At 37.7% G+C, this 21,710-nt stretch carries 19 protein-coding genes; 16 read left to right on the top strand and 3 right to left on the bottom strand.

The window, feature by feature from the left end; genetic code table 11:
• Positions 1 to 107: 107 nt before the first annotated feature.
• The gene (locus FXF36_RS02265; protein WP_151622271.1) at positions 108 to 959 is read left to right on the top strand and encodes a metallophosphoesterase family protein; all 852 of its coding nucleotides are present in this window, start codon (positions 108 to 110) and stop codon (positions 957 to 959) included.
• Between the two features lie 60 nt (positions 960 to 1,019).
• Here FXF36_RS02265 and FXF36_RS16200 read toward each other — a convergent pair whose 3' ends face one another.
• The gene (locus FXF36_RS16200) at positions 1,020 to 1,178 is read right to left on the bottom strand and encodes a hypothetical protein (protein ID WP_167511257.1); all 159 of its coding nucleotides are present in this window, start codon (positions 1,176 to 1,178) and stop codon (positions 1,020 to 1,022) included.
• A 185-nt stretch (positions 1,179 to 1,363) separates the two neighbouring features.
• Positions 1,364 to 1,609, bottom strand: a complete 246-nt coding sequence (locus FXF36_RS02260; protein ID WP_151622270.1) for a hypothetical protein — start codon at positions 1,607 to 1,609, stop codon at positions 1,364 to 1,366.
• 199 nt (positions 1,610 to 1,808) lie between these two features.
• Here FXF36_RS02260 and thyA point away from each other — a divergent pair, with 199 nt between their 5' ends.
• The 6 genes from thyA to deoD all read left to right on the top strand — a co-directional run bounded on the left by thyA (position 1,809) and on the right by deoD (position 7,488).
• Positions 1,809 to 2,660 carry a thymidylate synthase gene (gene thyA / locus FXF36_RS02255; RefSeq protein WP_151622269.1) on the top strand — a complete coding sequence of 284 codons (852 nt, stop codon included), beginning with the start codon at positions 1,809 to 1,811 and terminating at the stop codon, positions 2,658 to 2,660.
• 11 nt (positions 2,661 to 2,671) lie between these two features.
• Entirely contained in the window at positions 2,672 to 3,157 is a 486-nt protein-coding gene (locus tag FXF36_RS02250) for a dihydrofolate reductase (RefSeq protein ID WP_151622268.1), read from the top strand.
• A 36-nt stretch (positions 3,158 to 3,193) separates the two neighbouring features.
• A complete protein-coding gene (gene ilvB, locus FXF36_RS02245) occupies positions 3,194 to 4,882 on the top strand; it encodes a biosynthetic-type acetolactate synthase large subunit (RefSeq protein ID WP_243143563.1) in 1,689 nt (562 codons plus the stop codon).
• A 24-nt stretch (positions 4,883 to 4,906) separates the two neighbouring features.
• Entirely contained in the window at positions 4,907 to 5,416 is a 510-nt protein-coding gene (gene ilvN, locus FXF36_RS02240; RefSeq protein ID WP_151625618.1) for an acetolactate synthase small subunit, read from the top strand.
• Between the two features lie 28 nt (positions 5,417 to 5,444).
• The gene (locus tag FXF36_RS02235) at positions 5,445 to 6,665 is read left to right on the top strand and encodes a cell wall hydrolase (RefSeq protein ID WP_167511256.1); all 1,221 of its coding nucleotides are present in this window, start codon (positions 5,445 to 5,447) and stop codon (positions 6,663 to 6,665) included.
• A 106-nt stretch (positions 6,666 to 6,771) separates the two neighbouring features.
• Complete coding sequence (gene deoD / locus FXF36_RS02230; RefSeq protein WP_151622266.1) at positions 6,772 to 7,488, top strand: purine-nucleoside phosphorylase; 717 nt, start codon at positions 6,772 to 6,774, stop codon at positions 7,486 to 7,488.
• Between the two features lie 154 nt (positions 7,489 to 7,642).
• On the opposite strand, the gene FXF36_RS02225 is transcribed toward deoD, so the two are convergent.
• Positions 7,643 to 8,617 carry a GAF domain-containing protein gene (locus FXF36_RS02225; protein ID WP_151622265.1) on the bottom strand — a complete coding sequence of 325 codons (975 nt, stop codon included), beginning with the start codon at positions 8,615 to 8,617 and terminating at the stop codon, positions 7,643 to 7,645.
• A gap of 375 nt (positions 8,618 to 8,992) precedes the next feature.
• Between FXF36_RS02225 and FXF36_RS02220 the strand changes: the two genes are divergently transcribed.
• The 9 genes from FXF36_RS02220 to FXF36_RS02180 are packed head-to-tail and all read left to right on the top strand — an operon-like array spanning position 8,993 to position 21,702.
• The gene (locus tag FXF36_RS02220; protein ID WP_151622264.1) at positions 8,993 to 10,393 is read left to right on the top strand and encodes an LCP family protein; all 1,401 of its coding nucleotides are present in this window, start codon (positions 8,993 to 8,995) and stop codon (positions 10,391 to 10,393) included.
• A 15-nt stretch (positions 10,394 to 10,408) separates the two neighbouring features.
• On the top strand, positions 10,409 to 11,575 hold the full coding sequence (locus FXF36_RS02215; protein WP_167511255.1) for a glycosyltransferase: 1,167 nt from the start codon (positions 10,409 to 10,411) through the stop codon (positions 11,573 to 11,575).
• Positions 11,535 to 12,344, top strand: a complete 810-nt coding sequence (locus FXF36_RS02210; RefSeq protein ID WP_151622262.1) for a glycosyltransferase — start codon at positions 11,535 to 11,537, stop codon at positions 12,342 to 12,344. Before FXF36_RS02215 ends, FXF36_RS02210 begins: the two co-directional genes overlap by 41 nt.
• 11 nt (positions 12,345 to 12,355) lie before the next feature.
• On the top strand, positions 12,356 to 13,690 hold the full coding sequence (locus FXF36_RS02205) for a hypothetical protein (protein ID WP_151622261.1): 1,335 nt from the start codon (positions 12,356 to 12,358) through the stop codon (positions 13,688 to 13,690).
• On the top strand, positions 13,677 to 15,266 hold the full coding sequence (locus FXF36_RS16795; RefSeq protein ID WP_317617418.1) for an ABC transporter ATP-binding protein: 1,590 nt from the start codon (positions 13,677 to 13,679) through the stop codon (positions 15,264 to 15,266). The genes FXF36_RS02205 and FXF36_RS16795 overlap by 14 nt, the downstream gene beginning before the upstream one ends.
• A gap of 1 nt (position 15,267) precedes the next feature.
• The gene (locus FXF36_RS02195; RefSeq protein WP_151622260.1) at positions 15,268 to 16,029 is read left to right on the top strand and encodes an ABC transporter permease; all 762 of its coding nucleotides are present in this window, start codon (positions 15,268 to 15,270) and stop codon (positions 16,027 to 16,029) included.
• Between the two features lie 3 nt (positions 16,030 to 16,032).
• Positions 16,033 to 16,809, top strand: a complete 777-nt coding sequence (locus FXF36_RS02190) for an ABC transporter permease (protein ID WP_151622259.1) — start codon at positions 16,033 to 16,035, stop codon at positions 16,807 to 16,809.
• Entirely contained in the window at positions 16,809 to 20,438 is a 3,630-nt protein-coding gene (locus tag FXF36_RS02185) for a CDP-glycerol glycerophosphotransferase family protein (protein WP_151622258.1), read from the top strand. Before FXF36_RS02190 ends, FXF36_RS02185 begins: the two co-directional genes overlap by 1 nt.
• A 4-nt stretch (positions 20,439 to 20,442) precedes the next feature.
• Positions 20,443 to 21,702, top strand: coding sequence for a glycosyltransferase family 8 protein (locus FXF36_RS02180; RefSeq protein WP_151622257.1), 1,260 nt, complete (start codon positions 20,443 to 20,445; stop codon positions 21,700 to 21,702).
• Positions 21,703 to 21,710: the final 8 nt, after the last annotated feature.

The raw sequence follows: 21,710 nt of genomic DNA, 5'->3' as shown, positions 1-21,710 counted from the left end.
AACTAAAATACTCAAATTAGTATTAGTGTTGCATAAATTAAAAACTTCGAGTATAATCAAAACAGTTTCAACTGTGGGGGAGTAGAAACTGAGTCGGGAGGTCGGTTATGCGAATAGCTGTAATGTCGGATATTCACGGAAACTATCATGCACTATCAGCGTGCGTGAAACATGCAAAAGCAAGTGGGGTTGAGGGCTTCTGGTTTTTGGGAGATTACGTTGGGGAATTCCCTAACCCGCAACGTACACTTGAACTTTTGTACCAGTTAAGGGAAGAGTATGATTGTGTTTTCATTCGTGGAAATAAGGAGGATTATCTTCTTGATGGGAAGTATAACTCAGAGTGCGAATGGAAACGAGGCAACAAAACGGTTGGTGCCATAAAGTATAGTTATGAGAATGTCACCGACGAGGATTTGGAGTTCTTTGAGTCTATGCCTATTTCAAAGCGAATTGAGATTGAAGGCATGGAGCCGGTCCTTATTTGCCACGGTGCGGCAGAAAGCAATAAGCAAAAGCTTTTGCCAGGTGTTTTTGAAACGGAAGTGACAATTGCCTGCTATTCAGAAAAGTATGTCTTTTGCGGTCATACTCACGTACAGCAGGTGATAAAGGATGACACGAAGCTTGTCGTCAATCCAGGTGCCGTAGGTGTGCCGCTGAATATTAAGGGGAGTGCGCAGTACATGCTTATTGAGTCGGAAGGTAAGGAATGGAAAACTACATTCATAACCATACCAATCGACGTGGCCGCTATTGAGGATGAAATCAGAGCTTCAAAGTTGATGGAGTATGCTCCATATTGGTGTCGTTCGGTGATTCATTTGTTGAAGACAGGTGAGTTTTCTCAGGGCACAGTTCTTAATGAAGCTATGCGAATCAATGATTATCAGGAGCCATGGTATATTGTCCCAGATGAATGCTGGGAGAAGGCGCTGGCTAGATTTAATATAGGATAGTCTAAATAAGGCCTTGGAAATTCGTCGAAACGATGTACTTCCAAGGCCTTTGTTATTTAATTATCTATTAAAGGTGTTTGGTGTGAGAAAAACACCCCAGGAAGCAGCCTGCTCATGGACTCTGTCCTCACGCTCTGATATAAGCTGGAGAATACTTTCTACCAATTCTTTTTTAATACCGTCGGCCTTAAGGTCCTGGAAAAAACTACAATCAAACATCACAGATCCCTCCTCAAAAAGTCCAATAAAAAATCATATAATAGAAAGCTTTTTGCTTTTCTGAAATCAATTATAACACCCTGGTGTGGGAAAGTGTGTAGAAACTGTGTTTTAACTGTGAATTTTAAGACAAAAAAGGACATCTGTCCGTGATATGCGAACAGATGCCTAATAGTACTAAAATATTAATTTAATGATGAAAGATAATCCTGAATAGCTGCTGTATCGACGTCGAAATACTCGTATGAAGTATTCTCAGCGGCAGCATCCTGAACCTTTGAGTAAACTGAGAAACCAACCCATGCCACAATAGCAAGTCCGATGATTGAAACGATAGCAAGACTAACGATTTCTTCAATCTTTTTCTTTCTTAATGTGGATCTGCGATTTTTCTTGTCTAATTTTTTCTGATCTACCTTTTGTTGACTCATTTCTTCTCCTAAACATTAAGCCTTAGATTTTCCGAAGATGACTTAATTTTAATTACATAACTAAAAAATATAGTAACGCAAACAGGCGGCTTTTTCAAGACAAAAGGGTGTTCAAATCGGGGCATGTTTGGTAGAATTTACAGTAAGTATATAAGCTAGGTGAACTCTAGCTCCAATGTAGTATCGAAGGGAGATTACGATGAGCAAAGCTGACGTTATTTTTAAAGAAATGTGCCGCGATATTTTAGAAAATGGCACTGATACAAAGGATGAAATTGTCCGTCCAACCTGGCAGGATACAGGTGAAAAGGCTTACACTATCAAGCAGTTTGGCGTGGTTAATAAATACGATTTGAGAGAGGAGTTTCCAGCTCTTACCCTCAGAAAGACAGCTCTTAAATCCTGCATGGACGAGGTGCTTTGGATATATCAGCGTAAATCAAACAATATTCATGACCTTAAGCCACATGTATGGGATGAGTGGGCTGATGAAAATGGTTCTATTGGAACTGCATACGGGTACGTTGTTGGCGAGAAGTTTGAATTCAAAGGCGAGATGATTGACCAGATGGACTATGTGTTAAAGCAGTTAAAGGAGACACCATATTCACGTCGAATCATGACTAACCTTTACCAGTTCCACGATTTAGCAACAGGACATTTGGATCCATGCTGCTATTCAGCAACTTATAATGTTACAAAGGACAAGAATTCAGACAAGCTTGTTCTAAATATGGTGCTTAACCAGCGCTCACAGGATATTCTTGCTGCAAATAACTGGAACGTTTGCCAGTATGCAATCCTACTTATGATGGTTGCACAGGTTAACGACATGATCCCAGGGCAGCTTGTTCATGTTATCGCAGATGCTCATATCTATGATCGTCATGTTGATGCTATCAAGGAACTGCTCAGCAGACCAGAGCTTCCAGCACCTAAGGTACGCCTCAACCCTGAGGTTAAGAACTTCTACGACTTCACAACTGATGATCTCATCGTGGAAGGCTATGAAGCCGGCGAACAGATACGTAACATACCTATAGCAGTCTAGAGGAGAATGAGATGAATATAATTGTAAGAGTAGATAAAAATTGGGCTATTGGAAAAGACAATAAGTTGCTTTCAACTTTGCCTGATGACATGAAGTTTTTCCGAGAAACAACTACTGGAAAAGTGATTGTTATGGGACGAAAAACTCTTGAGAGCTTTCCAAATTGTAGACCATTAAAAAATAGAACTAATATTGTTATCACACGAAATAAAAACTACCAGGTAAAGGATGCAATCGTTGTTCACTCAAAGGAGGAGTTGGACGAGGAATTAAAGAAATATAACTCTGACGACATCTTCATCATCGGAGGAGAAAGTATTTACAGAATGATGCTCGATGAGTGCCGTGTAGCATTTGTAACCTATGTGGATTACGCTTATGATGCAGATACCTACTTCCCTAATCTGGATGAAAAGCCTGAGTGGAAGCTTGCGGACGAATCTGAAGAGCAGACATATTATGATATAGAATTTTATTTCAGAACGTACATTAAATAGTAACTGGTTAACTAGCATTTAGACGAGGACATCAAAATGGCATTGAACATCACTGGACGAAAGTTATTTGTTAAGGCGTTGAAGGAAGAGGGAGTAGACACTATCTTTGCGTACCCTGGAGGTATGATTACGGATATTGTAGACGAGCTCTACAAGACTGAAGGTATTCGAGTGGTACTGGGCCGTCATGAGCAGGCACTGGTACATGAGGCAGAGGGCTACGCTCGAGCTACCGGAAAGACCGCCGTCGTCCTAGTGACCTCGGGCCCTGGTGCTACTAATACAATCACCGGTATTGCTGACGCTTATTATGACAGCATTCCAATGGTGATTTTTACTGGTCAGGTTCCGCTTCATCTCATTGGAAATGATGCTTTCCAGGAGGTTGATATTGTGGGCATGACGCGCTCTATCACAAAGTTTGGAGTTACTGTTCGCAATCGTGAAGATATGGGCAAGCTCATCAAGATGGGCTTTCAGGTGGCTTCTACAGGAAAGCCTGGCCCAGTTCTTATTGATATTCCAAAAGATATTCAGGTTACCTCTGGTTCGCCGGAGTACCCAGACCACGTTGATATTCGTGGTTATCATCCAAATGAAAATGTACATATTGGTCAGCTTAAGAAGGCCTATCGTTTACTGAAAAACGCTAAGCGCCCATTGATATTGGCTGGTGGCGGTGTTCGAATTGCTGGCGCTCAGAAGAATCTTCTTGAATTTGCCACAAAGATGAACATCCCAGTTACCACAACTATTATGGGTAAGGGTGTTATGCCAGAGGATAGTCCGCTTTACATTGGTAACTGTGGTATGCATGGAAGATTTGCTGCCAATAAGGCAGTTACTGAGTGCGATGTACTTTTCTCAATCGGCACCAGATTCAATGATAGAATTACAGGCGAGCTTGATGAATTCGCACCAAAGGCTCAGATTGTTCATGTGGATATTGCTTCTGCATCTATCTCAAGAAATGTAGTTGTTGATGTTCCGGTTACGGCTGATGCAAAAATCGCTCTTGAGCGTCTTTGCGAATACGCGGAGGCGATGGATACAAAAAAGTGGCTTTGTGAGTTGAAAGCCTGGGAGAAAGAACATCCTTTGACAATGCCAAAATCAAAGGTCGGCGTTTGCCCTCAGACAATTTGTGAGGGAATCAACGAAGTGTTCCCAAAGGCAAATATCGTTACCGATGTTGGTCAGCATCAGATGTGGGCAACCCAATTTATAAAATTGAATGAAGGTCAGGAGTTCATTACTTCAGGTGGTCTTGGTACCATGGGATTCGGTTTCCCTGCTGCCATTGGCGCATCGATTGGCAATCCAAAGAAGGATGTGGTACTGGTTACAGGAGATGGCGGTTTCCAAATGAATATGCAGGAAATGGCCACCGCAATGACGATTGGTGTAAGTGTTGTTATATGCTTGTTTAATAATTCGACCCTTGGTATGGTTCGTCAGATGCAGCAGCTATTCTATGGAAAAAGATACGAAATCACCGATTTATCTGCCGAGGATGGAAGCTATTATCCAGACTTCCTAAAATGGGCAGAGGGATATCAGTGTAAGGCAATTAGGGTTACCGATGCGGATGGCGTTGTTCCTGCCCTGAAGGAGGCCAAGAAAAATAAAGGCATTACTTTAATTGACTTTATAGTTTCACCAGATGATTTGGTACTTCCAATGGTAAAGAGCGGTACACCGCTTGGCGACATGATTTTGAAATAGCATGAGGTGGATGACATGGACAAGATGAAAAACAGATGGATTGCTTTATATGTAGAAAATCAGGTTGGTGTATTGGCGAAGGTGTCTGGACTTTTTTCAGCAAAGTCCTACAATCTTCAGACTCTCACAGTTGGTACCACCGAACAGGAAGATGTTTCGAGAATGACCATTTCTGTAAAGGCTGACGATGTGACCTTTGAGCAGATTAAAAAGCAGCTTAATGCCATGGTAGAGGTAATTAAGGTTATTGATTTAACCACAATTCCAATTCACATGAAGGAGATACTTTACGCCACAGTTCATGGCCTTGATTCTGTTGGAAAGACTGAGGCTTTTCAAATTGCTGAGGTTTTTGACAGAGGTGGTAGCGTAAAGATTTGCGATATTGGTGGGGATACAGTTCTCTTTGAATGTACCCTCACAGAAAATAAAAATAATGAGTTGATAGCCCTTCTTAAATCAAGATTCAAGAAGGTTCAAATTGTGCGCGGCGGCGCAGTTGCTGTTGAAGCTATCAGCAGATCTAATAGGTAGGACAGGTAGGATTTAAATGGGGGAAAGGATGAAAAGGAAGCTTTGCACATTTTTGGCGGTGATTCTTTTATCACTTTCAGTGTGCGGTTCAGCCCAGGCTTCACAATCTGAAGTTGATAGGCTCAAAGAGGAATCTCAGAATGCTTCCAAGGCTGTAGACGACATTAAAAATAAGCAGAAAGAAACTGAGGATGCCAAAAATCAGCTGGAGTCTCAGGCTAATGATTTATCGGGACAGATTTCTAATTTGAATAATCAGATTTCTGTAGTTTCGGGTGAGATTTCTGAGACCGAGGAGAATATTGCTGCAGTGGAGGCAGATATTGAGACCTTGAATAAGGAAATTGATAAGATTCAGGCCTCTTTGGATACTCAGCGAAAGGCTATGAAGCTTAGAATTAAATACATGTACGAGTCTAAGTCTACCAATACCCTGGTTAATTTTTTGGAGAGCGGCTCCATGTCAGAGTTTTTGCAGAGATTGGAGTACATGTCTCAGATTACATCCTACGATCAGCGTCAGATTGCTAGGTTTGAAAAGACTCAGGCAGAATTAAATGCAAAGAAAGAAGAGGTTGAGGAAAAGAATCGACAACTTAATGCTTATCAGGATTCATTAAATTCAAAGAGAAGTCAGCTTGGAGGATTGGTGGGAAGTGCTACATCGGCCCTCAATACAACCAATTCACAGATTGCGGACACCCAGGCGGCACTTGCAGTATTAGAACAGCAGCTTTCTGAGGCGAAGGAATACGAGAAGAGAATTCTTAAGCAGTATCAGGATGCCCAGATTGCGTTGGCGCAGAAGCTTGCAGGTGAGCATGGTGCATACAAGGGTGGCTACAGCACTAATGATGAAGAGACTCTGATTTTAGCAGCGCTGATTCAGGCTGAGGCTGCAAATCAGGGCGATGCGGGTCGCTTGGCTGTTGGCTCTGTAGTTATGAACAGAGTGGCCAGCTCTAAGTTCCCTAATACAATTCCAGGGGTTGTTTACGCATCAGGTCAGTTTGCACCGGTTACATCAGGCCGCGTAGCATTAATTCTTGCAGAGGGGCCTAACAGTGCCTGCCAGTATGCGGCTGCTCAGGCTATCGCCGGAAATATCAATACGGATGCACTGTTTTTCTGTACATATACCTATGCTCAGGCGCTTCATGATTCGCAGGTTGCTGCTGGACAGGAAGGATTCTTGGATAGGACAGCCGGAACCACCATTAATGCACATTATTTCTATAATTATAAGTAGATTGTGGATAACGATTAATCGTTGAAATAAATATGTTAATAAGTTAGAATTAATTTCTAGCTTAAAATTAAAGTATAAATTAATATTTAATAAGGAGGTCGTGAATATGGCAACACCACATAATGAGGCGAATAAAGGAGATTTCGCTAAAACCGTTCTTATGCCAGGAGATCCTCTCCGCGCAAAGTTCGTGGCAGACAATTTCTTGGAGGATGTTAAGTGTGTAAACACAGTCCGCAATTGTCTTGGTTTTACAGGAACATATAAGGGTGTTCCAGTGTCAGTTATGGCAAGTGGAATGGGTATGCCTTCAATCGGTATTTATTCATATGAACTTTTTGCTTTTTATGATGTAGAGAATATTATTAGAATTGGTTCTGCAGGAAGCTACACAGAGAATCTTAACGTACTTGATGTAGTTATTTCTGAGAGCGCATTTTCTGAGAGCACATTTGCTAAGTTCACAAATGGTGTAGAGGAAAAGACACTTTATCCTAGCAAGAAGATTAATGATATCGCTATTGCAAAGGCTAAGGAGCTTGGAATCGATGCTAAGCTTGCAAAGGTTCATTCTTCAGATCAGTTCTACACAGCACCTGAGATGGGTGGCTGGAAGGCTGTTAAGGAGCGTTGCGGTTGCGACTGCGTAGAGATGGAAAGCTTTGCACTTTTCAACAACGCAAACATGCTTGGAAAGAACGCAACTTGTATGCTTACAATTTCTGATTCATTTGTAACATCAGAGGAAATTCCAGCTGAGGAGCGCCAGAAGTCGTTCACAGAGATGATGAAGCTTGCACTTGAAACTGCAATTGCACTTTAATAATAAGAAGCCCCTGTCGTAGGAGCGTATATAAAAATAGCCTCTAGTAGCCATCAAGCTCTTAGGTCTCTCAGTGAGACATGTAGTCGAACAGAGAGACCTAAGGCTTGTAGGCGTAACTAGAGGCTTTTGTTATGCTGTGGGCAATTGCATTTTAAGGTGCTTTTGTCGACTGGTAGCTGGCTAATTCGGTGGATATGAATCCAGATATCAGCTCCAGGGTTTCTTTGTACTGTGAAGTCCGTGCAATGTCGAAGTTTGCAATGTACAAATATCCGATAGTTTCTTTGTGTCTTACGAGAGGCACTAGGCATAGGCTCTTCACGTTGTCGCGTCGAAGAGTTGAAGCCCAAAACGGAGATTTCTCTTCGTAATGGTGCATATCACTCTCATCCTTAATGATGATAGAGTTTGTGCCTTCCATCAATTCATCCCAAGACTCGATAATTTCATAAGGCAAATCCTTAAAAATCTCTTTTATGCTAAACATATCATTTAGCACACTTTCGCTGACGATTTTGAAGGTCTGCATCTCCCTGTCTATAGAAATAAGGCTACAAGCGAAGGAGTTGGTGTATTCACGGATTTCCCTGGCTACATCATTAAGATTCTTTATAAAATCCCTATCCTCGTTCAATTCAAGGCAGGTCTTAATTACGAAGCTTGAAATCTCAGGTGAAACCATGGCAAATTTGTCAGGATCCATGCTTTTGTTTAGTGTGTACATGAACTGACAATAGGAAACATTGTCCTCATGCTCGCAGTTTATTGGCATGAGAATGATTTCAGTCCAGTTGCCGTAAGCTCTAGTAGTGTCAACGTAGGTTCTGATTGGCTCCCCATGCCAAGCTGCCTTGAACACTATATCTTCGAACTTTGGCTCCTTCGCAAGGAAGGAAGCGTATGACTTGCCTTCAACGAAGCTGTCGAATTGCTCGTAACTGATACTGTTTATATTGTTTGTTTGCTGAAGTAAACAATAGAAGCTTCTTTTGAATGGTTCATTGATTGCAAAGTAGTTTACTTCACCACAGTTACCGTCTTTTGTTTTCTCCACTGAAAGAATAGCGCACGGAAGTGGAGAGGCCGAAGCCAATTTTTTTAAATCTCTGTAAAGCTCTTTCCCCATAATTATTACACTCCACAAATACTACTGTTAGGGGTATTATATCACTTTGTCAATTATTGTATGCGAAGATTACGTGAACATTTAGCGAAATCATAAAGTGTTATATGCTGAGAATGTCAGAAATGGTATGTGATTGCGGCATTTTATGCCACAGTTTCAATCTTGCCATAACCTATCCGTTTTTGCCACCGGTGTACATTTTAAACAATACCGGTTTTAAAATATTGGGCAGTATGTTATAATCCCTAACGTTTGGATTTAAAGGGAGAATTAATCCATTTCTGCGGATATTTCTATCAAGATATATCTCAATCTTTTGTGATGCGGTTTTTTCATTCCAACACAAAAATAAAAATTTAATAGTAGGGTAGAACAATGAAAAATAATAAGAGAGAACAGGTTATACTCAAGGTTCTTTTGTGTGCGTGTGCAATTACTATTGGAACCTTACTTGTTGTATTGCTTAGACACATGATGAGTATCTCTATACTTCCCGTTTTACATTGCGTGGTTATAGTCTTACTTATCCTGCTTCTTTTTGGTGCGGGCGGTTATTTCCTGCTCCATAAAAAGACTGCATATAGAGTACTTGGAATATTGCTCATCGTGCTTTCAATCGTAGGAAATATAGAAGGAATTTATTTCTATTTAGACAGTGAGGAAGCACTGAAAACTATTGCAAACCAGACTACGGAGATAACAAGCTACGGCGTTTATGTTTTAAAGGATTCTGAGGCTGAGTCTATTGCGGATCTGGAAAATGAAATAGTTGGAGTTTCTGAAGATATTTCTGACAAGAAGCTTGCTAAGAAGCTGGACAAATATTCAATCATTACAAGTACCTACGATAGTCCAATGTCATCTGTTGAAGGCCTAATTAATGAGGAATGTGCCGGAGCTGTCTTGAATACATCTTATGTGGAGATGCTTGAGGAGAAGGATAACCTTCGTTTAGTTAACGAGATTAAGGTTTCCAAGAAGGTTGAAGCTTCAAATGTTATTTCATCAGAGAAGCCATTTGTTGTTTATATCAGTGGCAAGGATACCTGGGGGCACATTTCAGTGACAAGCCGTTCAGATGTAAATATTATTGCGGTTGTTAATCCAGGTACAAAGCACATCCTCCTTGTGTCAACACCTAGAGACTATTATGTTCCATTATCTATTTCCAACGGAGTTAAGGACAAGCTTACTCACTCAGGAATATACGGAATTGAGGTTTCTGAGGCGACAATGGAGATGCTTTATGGCATAAAGATGGACCATTACTTCAAGCTTAATTACAGCGGCTTCGAGGGCTTGATTGATGCTATGGGCGGAATTACAGTTTGGTCTGATTATGCTTTTGATGTAGAAAACATTGGTCATTTCAAAAAGGGTGATAACGAGCTTAGCGGCTTGGAGGCATTGGCATTTGTCCGCGAGAGACATTCCTTTGCAAGAGGCGATGTTCAGCGAGGTGTAAACCAGATGAACGTTATTCAGTCTGTTGTACAGAAGTTGACTTCAAAGGCTATTTTAAAGAATTACGGAGAGATTCTTAGAAAATGTGATGGCACCTTTGCCACAGATTTATCTTCTGAAGAGATTGCTGATTTGGTTTCATTTCAGTTATCAAATCCAGGAGAGTGGAACATTGAAAAAATAAGCGTTGGCGGGACTGGTGAGTATAATAACGTCTACTCACTGAAAAAGAGCGTATATGTAATGGATCCAAATCAGGATGACATTGATAACGCAAAGGCGAGAATACAGGAAGTGTTAGACGAGATATAAATGGGAGAAAAGCAAGTGAAAGCATTGATTGTTTCGTCGGTATATGGTTTTTTATCGAAGTTCGAGAAACAAAATGTTGAGTTGTTGGAAAAGATGAATGTGGAAGTCCACTATGCATCAAATTCCAAAAATGTTGTATATGAAGAAGGTGAAAGCACTCTGGAAGAATTGGGTGTTAAGTATCAGGATATTCCAATCACTCAATCATTAGCAGATATAAGTGCTAATACGCGAGCAATTATTGCTCTGCGAAAGTATATAAAGAAAGAAAAAATAAATATCATTCATTGCCACACACCGATTGGCGGTTTGGTTGCGAGAATTGCCTGCATGGGATTGAAGGACGTTTACGTTATTTATACGGCCCACGGATTTCATTTCTACAGCGGCGCTTCGAAGATTCGCAATTGCATCTATTATATGGCTGAGTATTTCCTAAGCAGGAATACAAATGCAATTGTCACTATCAATCACGAGGATGAGAGCGCTGCAAAGACCATGTGTGCGGATTATGTGTATCGCATTCCTGGTGAGGGAGTTGATTCAGAATATTATTGTCTGACTGACGAAGAGGACAAGATCAAGGAACGTATAAAGCTTGGAATCAAGAAAGAGGACTTCTTCGTAATCAGTGTTGGAGAAATCAGAAAGAACAAGAATCAGAAAAAGATTATCGAAACTATTCAGTATTTCCAAAACAATAATCCTGATGGTCAAAACATTATTTATGGAATTATCGGTAGTGGCTGTAAGGAATGTGCGTTAAAGAAGTACGTTAAGCAAAACGGTTTAGAGAATAACGTCAGATTTTATGGATATGAAGTAGACATCAGGAAGTTCTTAAGAGCTGCTGATGTTATGGTATTTCCTTCTATTAGGGAAGGGCTTGGAATGGCTCCTCTTGAAGCGATGTTCACTGGACTCCCAGTAATTGCATCAAGCAACAGAGGCTCCAAAGAATATATCAAGCATGAGAAAAATGGTCTTCTTGTTCGAGAGGATACTGTGGATGCTTATGCCAACGCCATTGCCCAGATGTATTCCTACAAGCGTGAGCACAAGAGATACAACAGAGAAAAAATAAGAAAGTCAGTCACTTCTTTTGAAAAATCAGAATCAGAAAAAGTGATGAGAAAGGTCTATGAAGATGCCTTCAATAAGTGTACTGTTTCCGGTCTATAATTGCGATGAATCGCATTTACGAAAGGCCATTGAATCCATCCTAGATCAGTCCTTTAGGGATTTTGAGCTAATTATATTTGATGATGGTTCAAGCAATGATGTTAAGAGCATCATTGCTGAATATAAAGAAAATGATTCAAGAATTGTTTTCATCCGAGAGGAAAAGAATCATGGTTTGGCCTACGGCCTCAACAAGATGGTAGAGATTGCCAAGGGCAAATATCTGGCAAGAATGGATGCGGATGATATTAGTGCTCCATTCAGACTAGAGTGTGAGTATAAGTTTTTGGAGAATCACCCAGAGTATGGTTTTGTTGGTGGTAATTTACTACTGATGGATGATTCAGATCAGATTTATGGTCTGCGCAAGTATCCAAAGAAGCCTTCAAGAAGAGACTTCCTGAAATACCAGCCATATGCTCATCCAACAATTATGTTTCGAAAGAGCGTATTGTCCATGGATAAGCCTTATGGTTTAGAGGAAAAGCCTCGCAGAGGAGAGGACTACCAATTGTTTATGAATCTGGTAGCTTCAGGAGTGAAGGGATACAACCTTCAGGAAAATGTCCTTGGATATCGCGAGACAAAGGATAGCTACAATCGCAGAACATTACCTGATCAGCTTGATGAAGTTGTCATCAGATGGAATGGTTTTAAGAAATTGGGATTAAACCCATGGCGAGAGCTCCATTATGTAGTGAAGCCTATTATGGTTTGGATGGTTCCAAATAGAATAGCTTTTGGAATCAGAAATGGATTCTCTGCTTAGGAGTTATGTTAGTGAAAAAAGAGCAAGATATTATTTTTCATACTGGTAAGAAGATTTTTGCGCCAGCACTGAACAGTTTTGTGTTACATGTGCTTAATGATGCAATGGACAGGGGCATAAGTACTCTGTTCTTCTTGGCTAGAGATGCGTATCTATATTACGTAATCGCTGAAAAATATGTTAAGAAGTTTGATCTGAATATTCAGTGTAAGTATCTGTGTGTTTCTAGGTTATCACTACGAGTTCCACTTTATCATTTAGATATAAAGCAGGCTTTATCATATATCACCTTGGGCGGTGTGGATGTTACGCCTACCACTGTGATAAATCGTGCAGGCATTCCTGAAGAGGATAAGCCACAGTTTGTGGATAGGCTTGCGGCTTACCTAAAGGTTCAGAAGGATGAGCAGATACCAAGACACAGACTTGGCGAAGTAAGTAATCTTTTAAAGAGTGATGAAGATTTCATAAGGGTACTTGCCCAGCACTCAGAAAATGAATTTACAAACGCTCTCAAATATCTTGATGAAATGGGATTTGGAGCAAAAGAAAAAATAGCTGTTGTGGACAGCGGCTGGGTTGGTTCAATCCAGCAGAGTCTGAATGTGTTCCGTGAGCACCTAGGCGTGCAGGAGCCGGTTGAGGGTTATTATTATGGCCTTTACGAGATTCCAGCTTCTGCTGATGAGCAACAGTATCATTCATTTTTATTTGGTCCACGGACGGGCCTTAAGAATAAGGTGCTTTTCAACAATTGCCTGTTTGAGTGCATTTTTTCTGCACCACATGGCATGACAGTTAGATATAGAAGAGAGTCAGATAAGATGGTTCCAGTTTTATCTGAGGTTTCCCAGAGCCAGATTGATTTTATGAATCAGCTGGAGAGCATTATCAGCGATTATATGGATGAGCTATTTGCTTTGCATAATAGCTTTGAAGAAATAAGTGGATTGATCAATAATCCAGCTTCTCAGAAGGAAATTGAGGCTGCATTATTTAGATTTATGTCCAAGCCTACTCGTCAGGAGGCAGAGGTATTTGGTCAGCTGCACTTCTCCGATGATGTGATTGATTACGATAATGCACTGCTTGCTGCAAAGCTTACAGAAAAGGATTTTGATGACAATCATTTCTGGCGAAGAGTTGTCTTGGAACTCAGGGAAAGGATTTTTGGAAAAAGACATGTAGTGAATATTTCGGGATGGTTTGAGGGTTCGGTAATGCTTTATGCGACACAGTCCAGAATTAAAAGCCATTTATGGTCCTACAATCACTACAAATATTATTTGCAATATAGTAAAAGAAAACGTTGGTTAAGAGAGCGAGAAAGAAATGAGAAGACATAATATTAGAGGCCTTGCCGCTGCACTGACAATGGTTTGCTGCGTATCACTTTGTTCAAATTATGCCTATGCTGCTGGTAGCGAGGTGAGCTTTGGATCAAGTGAATACAATGAAGAGGAAGATTCCAAATTTCCAATTGGAGTTTACATAACTACTGAAGATAGTAATCAGGATTATCATATTGAGCTCAAGTACGACAAGAACAGAATGCAGTACATCAAGGGTGGAAATTCTGAGGAAGATGGAGTTATCGTACTTGAGGGAAGTGGATTATCTTCCAGAAGAAAATACATGCTTTCATTTGAAACACTTTCAGGTGGAAATGCATATATTACAGTAGTTGACGGTTACACCTGCGACGCAGATGGTTCCAATAGAAAACCTATTGAGAACCTGACTAGCGTTGATGTATTCATCGAAGGTGAAGATACCGTTGGGGAGTTAGAAGAAGAGCTAGAGGTAGAAGAAACACCAATAGACGAGACCGAAGAGGAAGTTTTACCTGAGACAGAGGTTGTCGAAGCTCAGAGTAGTGTTGAAGAAAAAGAAAGTGAAAGTCAAGACGAAATGAAATTAACAGGTAGTATTTTGAAGGTAGTGGAAGCAACAGTTGGATATGTGCCAATTATTCTCGGTGTTTTATGCGCCGCAGCAGGAATTATTTTGACACTTATCGGTTTTGAAATCTGGAATACCTTACAGGAAGACAAGGCTGAGAAGGCAGCGGGCAACCGTAGTGCTGCTCGCGATAGAGTTAACAATACAAACAGTTTTGAGATTGAAGACTTGGATGAGTCAGATACAGTAATTTCTGTAAAGAATGTGACTATGAAATTTAAGGTTGCGACACAGAGTACATCTGGTATCAAGGATTATTTCATCCAGTTGTTAAAGCGAAATATTTCTTACAGAGAATTCTGTGCATTGGATGATGTCAGCTTTGATGTTTCTAAGGGAGAGGTCGTTGGAATCATCGGTACTAATGGTTCTGGTAAGTCAACTATCCTCAAGATTGTATCTGGAGCTCTTCGTCCTACATCTGGAAAGGTTGAGGTTGATAGAAAAAAGGTCCAGCTTCTTACATTAGGAACTGGTTTTGATATGGAGCTTACAGGCCGCGAGAATGTTTATTTGAACGGAGCCATCATTGGTTATTCGAAAGCATTTTTAGACGAGCACTACGATGAAATTGTTAAGTTTGCAGAGCTTGAGGATTTCATGGATGAAAAGGTTAAAAACTATTCAAGTGGTATGGTTAGCCGTCTTGGATTTGCTATAGCTACGGCTGGTGATGCCGCAGAAATCCTTATTCTTGATGAGGTACTTTCAGTTGGTGATGAGTTCTTTAGAAAGAAGAGCTTAAAGCGAGTTAAGGAAATGATTCACGGAGGTAGTACAGTACTTATGGTTAGCCATGGTATGGGTACTATCAGAGACAATTGCTCAAAGGTTGTTTGGATTGAAAAGGGTAAGCTTAGAATGGTTGGCAAGCCTGAGGTAGTATGCAAGGCATATCAGCATATGAACGAGGTCGATTCAAGCGATAACGCTCCAAAGAAGATCAGTGAGGTGTCTTAACATGGAATATGGTTTAAAGCAATATGTTTTCGTTATTCGAGAACTCACTGCCAGGGAGATAAAGAGAAAGTACTCGCGAAGTGTGCTGGGGATACTGTGGTCGGTATTGAATCCATTGCTTTTTATGTTTGTCATGAGTTTTGTATTTAGTGGATATTCTACTAATAAGTCTATGTATCCACTATATTTTATAACGGGATATACAATATGGACTTTATTTAATACGGCGACAACAACAGCAATGACAGCTCTAGAAGACAATAAGTCTTTATTGCAAAAGACAAAGCTGCCTCGTGAATTATTTGTATTATCGCGAGACTACACAGCTTTTGTTAATCTTGGTTTTTCACTTATTGCTTTGTTTGTAGTATTGATAGTATTTCAGGTTCGTATTAGTTGGACAATACTATTATTACCAATAACGGTTATTTCAGAACTTGTCTTTACAATTGGGATTTCATTAATCCTTGCAACAGTGTATGTATTCTATAAAGATATAAAATTTCTTTGGCATAATCTCATAGTTGCGCTAGTTCACATGATGGCTATCTACATGCCTATTGAAAGATATCCAGAGTATCTAATAGGTTTTACAAGAAATAATCCTATTTTTATTTTTGCAGACTTATCAAGACAATGCGTTATATATGGGACATATGATTTTCAAGAGATGATTAAGATGGTTTGCTGGTCTGCAGCGGCATTGGTTGCCGGTATATTGACATTGAAGTTAAAAGAAAACGAGATAATACAGAAAATATAAGCTATGAGAGAGAATATTAATAAAGTAAGGCAGAATTTTTTTATTATAAGACAGATAAGTTATAAAGATAGCGTTAAAAAGACAGCAGAAACTAATCTCGGTTTTTTCTGGAATATTTTTAATCCTTTTATCTACATGATAGTTTTGTCTTTGTACTATCAAAATATAATTACGCATGATATCGATAAGTTCCCTGCTTTTGTTTTTGTAGGTATTATTATCTACAATTTTTATAATTCCGCATCTAAAGGCGCCATGCGATGTTTGGTTAGTAATAAAAACTTAATAGTTAGAGCTAAAGTTTCACCAGATATTTTTATTTGTGAGAAGATTTTTTCGGCATGGAAAGAAGTTTTATATTCGTTTATTGCATACATTCCAATAATAATATATTTCCATGTGAAACTGTCATGGCGAGTTGTTATTCTAATCCCTATTTTCTTATTAATGATTATGACTATTTGTGGAATGGGGAAAATATTAGCAGTTGCATACGTTTTTTTTGCAGATGTTGATTATTTATATTCTATATTTATAATGCTGTTATTTTATGTATCTGGAGTATTTTTGCCTCTAGATCATATGCCAATACAGTTCCAACAAGTCTTATCGTATAATCCTATTTTTTTATCAATTTATTTAACGAGAGATGCGTTGTTATATAGTCAGGCTTCTCATTGGACTGCTTGGTTAAAATTGCTAATTTGGGCATTTGGACTAATGCTATTTGGTAGCTGGTTGTTTGAAAAGAATAGAAATCGCATTATAGGAAAACTGTAATGAAAGCGAATAAAAAGAAACTATTACTTGTAACATATGATATGACGTATTCTGGAACGCCACACGCGTCCATGAATTTGGCAATCGCTGTTTCAGATGTATATGATATCGATGTATGGACTTATAATACTGGACCATTCTCGGATGAATTTAAAAACCTTGGAATTGGGGTTCGCGAGATAGATGAACAGTTTCTGTATGCCAAAGATTTTAAATCAATAATTAAACAGTATGATTGTGTAATTGTGTATACGCTTTTTTGCATCGATTTTGCTTTGAGAGTACAGGATTATATAAAAACCTTTTTGTATTTAATGGAAGGCAGCAATATTCCACAACTTTGTAAAGACTGTAATATTGATGAGGAAAAAATACAAAAAGTAAATAATCTTGTATGTGTAAGTGAATATGTAAGAGATTATCTAAAGCACAGATATGATATAGATAATGTTGATATAATTCATAATTATATTGAGCCTATAAAAAAGATTCGAAAAAAAACTCGTGCTACAAAAATAAAATTTCTAGTTTCTGGTACAGTGGAACGTAGAAAAGGACAAGATATTGCAATTAAAGCATTTTCATTATTGCCACAGGAATTACGATTCAGAGCAGAGTTGTATATTCTGGGTGACATTCCAAGTTGGTCAGAGTGTTATTATTCAGAATTATTACAATATGTTTGTGAGAACATCTATTTCTTAGATGGACTAAAAGAACTAAAAGCTTTATATGATTTTTACCAAACTATAGATGTGTTTCTGGTACCTTCACGAGATGAGTCTTGTTCTCTAGTTGCTTTAGAAGGTGCAATGTTAGGAAAACCTATAATAGTCACGGAAAACACAGGAGCTAAATACCTAGTTGAAAACAATTCAAAAAATATTATTGCAAATGAAGATATTGATGGATTGTCTAGATTGATGGCTGAATACATTCTTAATCAAAGAAGTATCAAAAGAGATGGAAAAAAAGTCAATAAAGTGTATAGAAAAAAAGCTACAAGAAAAGTTGTGGCTTCAGAAATAAAAAAAACAATAATTAGCGGAGAAAATGATATGAGTGAAGTAATTAGGTGTATTTGTTCGGTAGTGATGGACTTAGATGAAAAGTCGAATGAATTAGAGGAGACTATTGAAAGCATCAATGATCAAGTATTGGAAGACAATACTTATGTTCAGTTGTTTATAAAGGGAGTTGACGATTTATCGAGCATAAACATAAATAATGAACGAGTTAGAGTATATTTATGGAAAGACTTCCTTGCCTATGCAAATAAGGGAGAGTGGCTTAGCTATTGTCGTGCTGGTGATAGATTTACGCCTATGTATTTTGCTAATACATATCAGTATATTAGAAACTCAATGCGTGTGTTTGTATTACCATATTACAATACCAATGACACTCATTTTTTAACAAAAGAATATTATGATAATGGTAGAATTATCGATATTTCCAAACAGCCAAATACTATGATTGATTATTATGATTCAGTTTGGATTCCTAGAAAATTTTACAATATATCTTTGTTTGAGGACGCATCTCCTACAATTGCATTTATGCAGAATGTATATTATACAATTCTGCAGGAAAATAAATTGCAGACTATTGGAACGAATCTATCAGAAGCTGTTTTCGCGACAGATTTTGCAAAAAGAAATCCTATTCCATCAAAAGCTGTATTGCAAAATGTATACTTACGTATGATTAACTTTGGCCTTGCAAAGAATGGTAGTGTATCAAAAAATGTACAGCACATGTTACTCAATCTTTTCAAGGATTTTATTGCTAATAGATATAACATTAATAATCTTGTAACTGAATTTGGTGATGACCTAGAGGAGTATAGAGAGATGGCTCTATACTGCGTTTCTTACATCAGTAGAGATGTATTGAAAAATGATAAGAAGTTATCTTTAGAACAAAAATTATTTGTATTGAGACAGGGACAGGGTTGTGAGAGTAAATATATAACACAAGATAATGTTTTATATTATTCAAATACAATGGAGAATATAAAGATAAAGTATTCACCTATAGTTGAATATATGTTTGGCGCAATAGATAAATCTAAATTGCTGATTGAAGCTACACTGTTCGTTCCATTTGTTCCAGAAGACTTTTCTATTAAGCTTAAATATCGTGATGAGTTTTATGATGTTCGCTTAAGACATAATAAAAAGCCAGAGGTATTGTTTGATACTGCAGTCATTTCAGAGAGAATATTCTTTGATGCTGAAATTCCATTAAGTGATGATGGAGAAATTACATGTTACATGTTTATTGGAGATGAGCAGATTGAATGTACAAGATACATGTATTCAAGATTTTTCCCAGTATCAATGCAGTTCGCAGAACAGTATTATACAAAGAATAATTGGCTTCTTAAATGTAATGTTGCTAAGTTGATGATAGCAAAAGCAACTGGTGAAAAGATTTATGAGTGCGAATCGGCTTATAAAAAGAATATGAGTTTTAATAATCAGTATTTAAGAGATTATTATCATTCTCATAAAAAACAAAAGCAAGTTTGGCTAATTTGGGATAGACCTGATGCAGCGGGTGATAACGGAGAAGCGTTATTTAGATTTTTAATTGGAAATAAAAAAGCTTCAGAAGAGTATTACTTTATTATCAATGAAAATTGTGATGATTACGAAAGACTTAGAGCTTTGTATGGTAGCAATGTAGTGGCTACAGGAAGTATGAAACACAAATGTTTATTTGTAATAAGTGATGTGTTGATTGGCTCACAGACAGACGGAGTAATGTGGCCTGTTGAGGAAAAGCTCTTTAGAGATATTGTATCTAAAAAACCTTTTATATTCTTACAGCATGGAATTACTAAAAATGATATGTCTGCAAATTATTCAAAATATTATCAGAATATAAGATTATTTGTAGCAGCTGGTGTTCCTGAGTATGAAGAAACACGTAATATTGCAAATTACGGCTTTGACGAAGGAATGGTTAAGCTTTTAGGTTTCCCAAGATTTGATTATCTTGAAAAAAGAGAATCAAAATACATAGCTATATTACCTACATGGAGAAAGTATTGTGTTGAGAAGGATAGTAGCGGAAAGCAGTCTATAAAGGACAACTTCACTGAATGTGACTATTTCCAGTTCTATTCGAAGTTATTGTCAGATGAAGAATTATTAAAAACATGTAGAAAATATGGTTATAAATTATTATTGATGCAACATAATGTTATGAAATCTACAGATTCATTCTTTGATGCAAACGATTGCATAGAAATTGCTGATGAGAACTGGACTTACAACAGAGTAATATCAGAAGCTGCTATATTAGTAACAGATTATTCTTCTGTTTCGTATGATGTTGCATATTTAAATAAACCTGTAATTTACTGTCAGTTTGATGAGGAAAAGTTTTATAAAACTCATACTTATCAAGAAGGTTATTTTGATTATAAACGAGATGGTTTTGGTCCAGTAGTTTATGATGAAAAGACAGCTATGAAGTCAATTGTTAATTATATAAAGAACGATTGCGACGTTGAAAAAGAATACCAAAGACGAGTGGATGATTTCTTTGGATATAGAGATACTAATAACTGCTTACGTGTAAGTAATGCTATTAGAGAAGCCATTAGGGAGGTAATATAAGAAAATGAGCGCCAAAAGAGTCAATGTAAATAAAAGAGCAGTGAAGAAAGGAAACGATATTATTCCAATAGTATTTTCTGCAAATGCTAAATATGCTCCTTATATCGCAGTTACAATTACTTCAATTATGAAGAATGCATCAAAGGATCGAGAGTATAGATTTTATGTATTGTATACAGAATTGCCAGCTACAACAATTTTAAGACTAGAAGATATTTGTGGAGAAAACTATAAAACAGAGTGTGTAAATGTTCAGGAATTCTGTAAAGATGGAATGTATTCTTCAGCATATTTCTCTATTGAGATGTACTACAGAATCATGATTCCTGAAATTTTCAAGCAGTACGATAAAGTTCTCTATCTTGATTGTGATATTGTTGCAGTTCATGATGTATCTGAATTATATGATGTTGATTTAGGAGATAATTTAATTGGTGCAGTTAGAAATCTAATGCACGATAAGATGAAAAAATATATAATTCTTTCTTTAGGATTAGATACAGATAAGTATATTAATTCAGGAGTTATCTTATTTAACTGTGACCAGTGTAGAAAAGAACATTATACAGATGAATCATTTAAGTTATTAGCAAAGAGACAGGATTTTAGATATCCAGATCAGGATTTAATAAACATGATGAGTGTTGATAGAATTTATTATTTGGACCCAAGATGGAACTTTACATGGCACTATAGACATTTGCAGGAAAGTAAGAATTTAGAACTTCATCTGAATGATGAAGATATGGCAAATTTCTATGAATATGAAAAGAATCCATACTTAATACATTACACAGGTGAAGTTAAGCCTTGGAGTAATGTAAATAAGTATCTTTCAGATTATTTTTGGAAATATGCAGCGGAGAGCAATTTCTATAATCTTTTCTTGAATAGATTAATAAATGTTAATAAAGAATCTAGCAGCAATAAGAGATATGATGATTCGATAAATGCCCTAAATAAATGTCTTGTTGATGCTCAAGCAAGAATTGATGCTATGGAAAAAAGAATTAATACTTTATCTGCAAACAACACAAGTTTTTCAAATGAAATAATCGAGAACTATGAGCAGGATAAGTATTTATGTAAGTATAATGATGTGATTGGTTCAAAGTCGTATAAATTGGGGAGAATGATTACATTTCCAATAAGAAAGCCAGTAGATTTTATAGTATCGGTAAAAAGAAGTGGCTTTGGAGCGACAATAAAAAGATTTCCTGGAAAAATGAATTTGTATAAAAATATTCTTTTAGGGAGAGCATAATTGATTTG

Origin of the sequence: Pseudobutyrivibrio xylanivorans (assembly GCF_008935055.1) — a bacterium.
GTDB classification, from domain to species: domain Bacteria; phylum Bacillota; class Clostridia; order Lachnospirales; family Lachnospiraceae; genus Pseudobutyrivibrio; species Pseudobutyrivibrio xylanivorans_A.
This window is presented reverse-complemented; position numbering and strand designations above follow the sequence as displayed.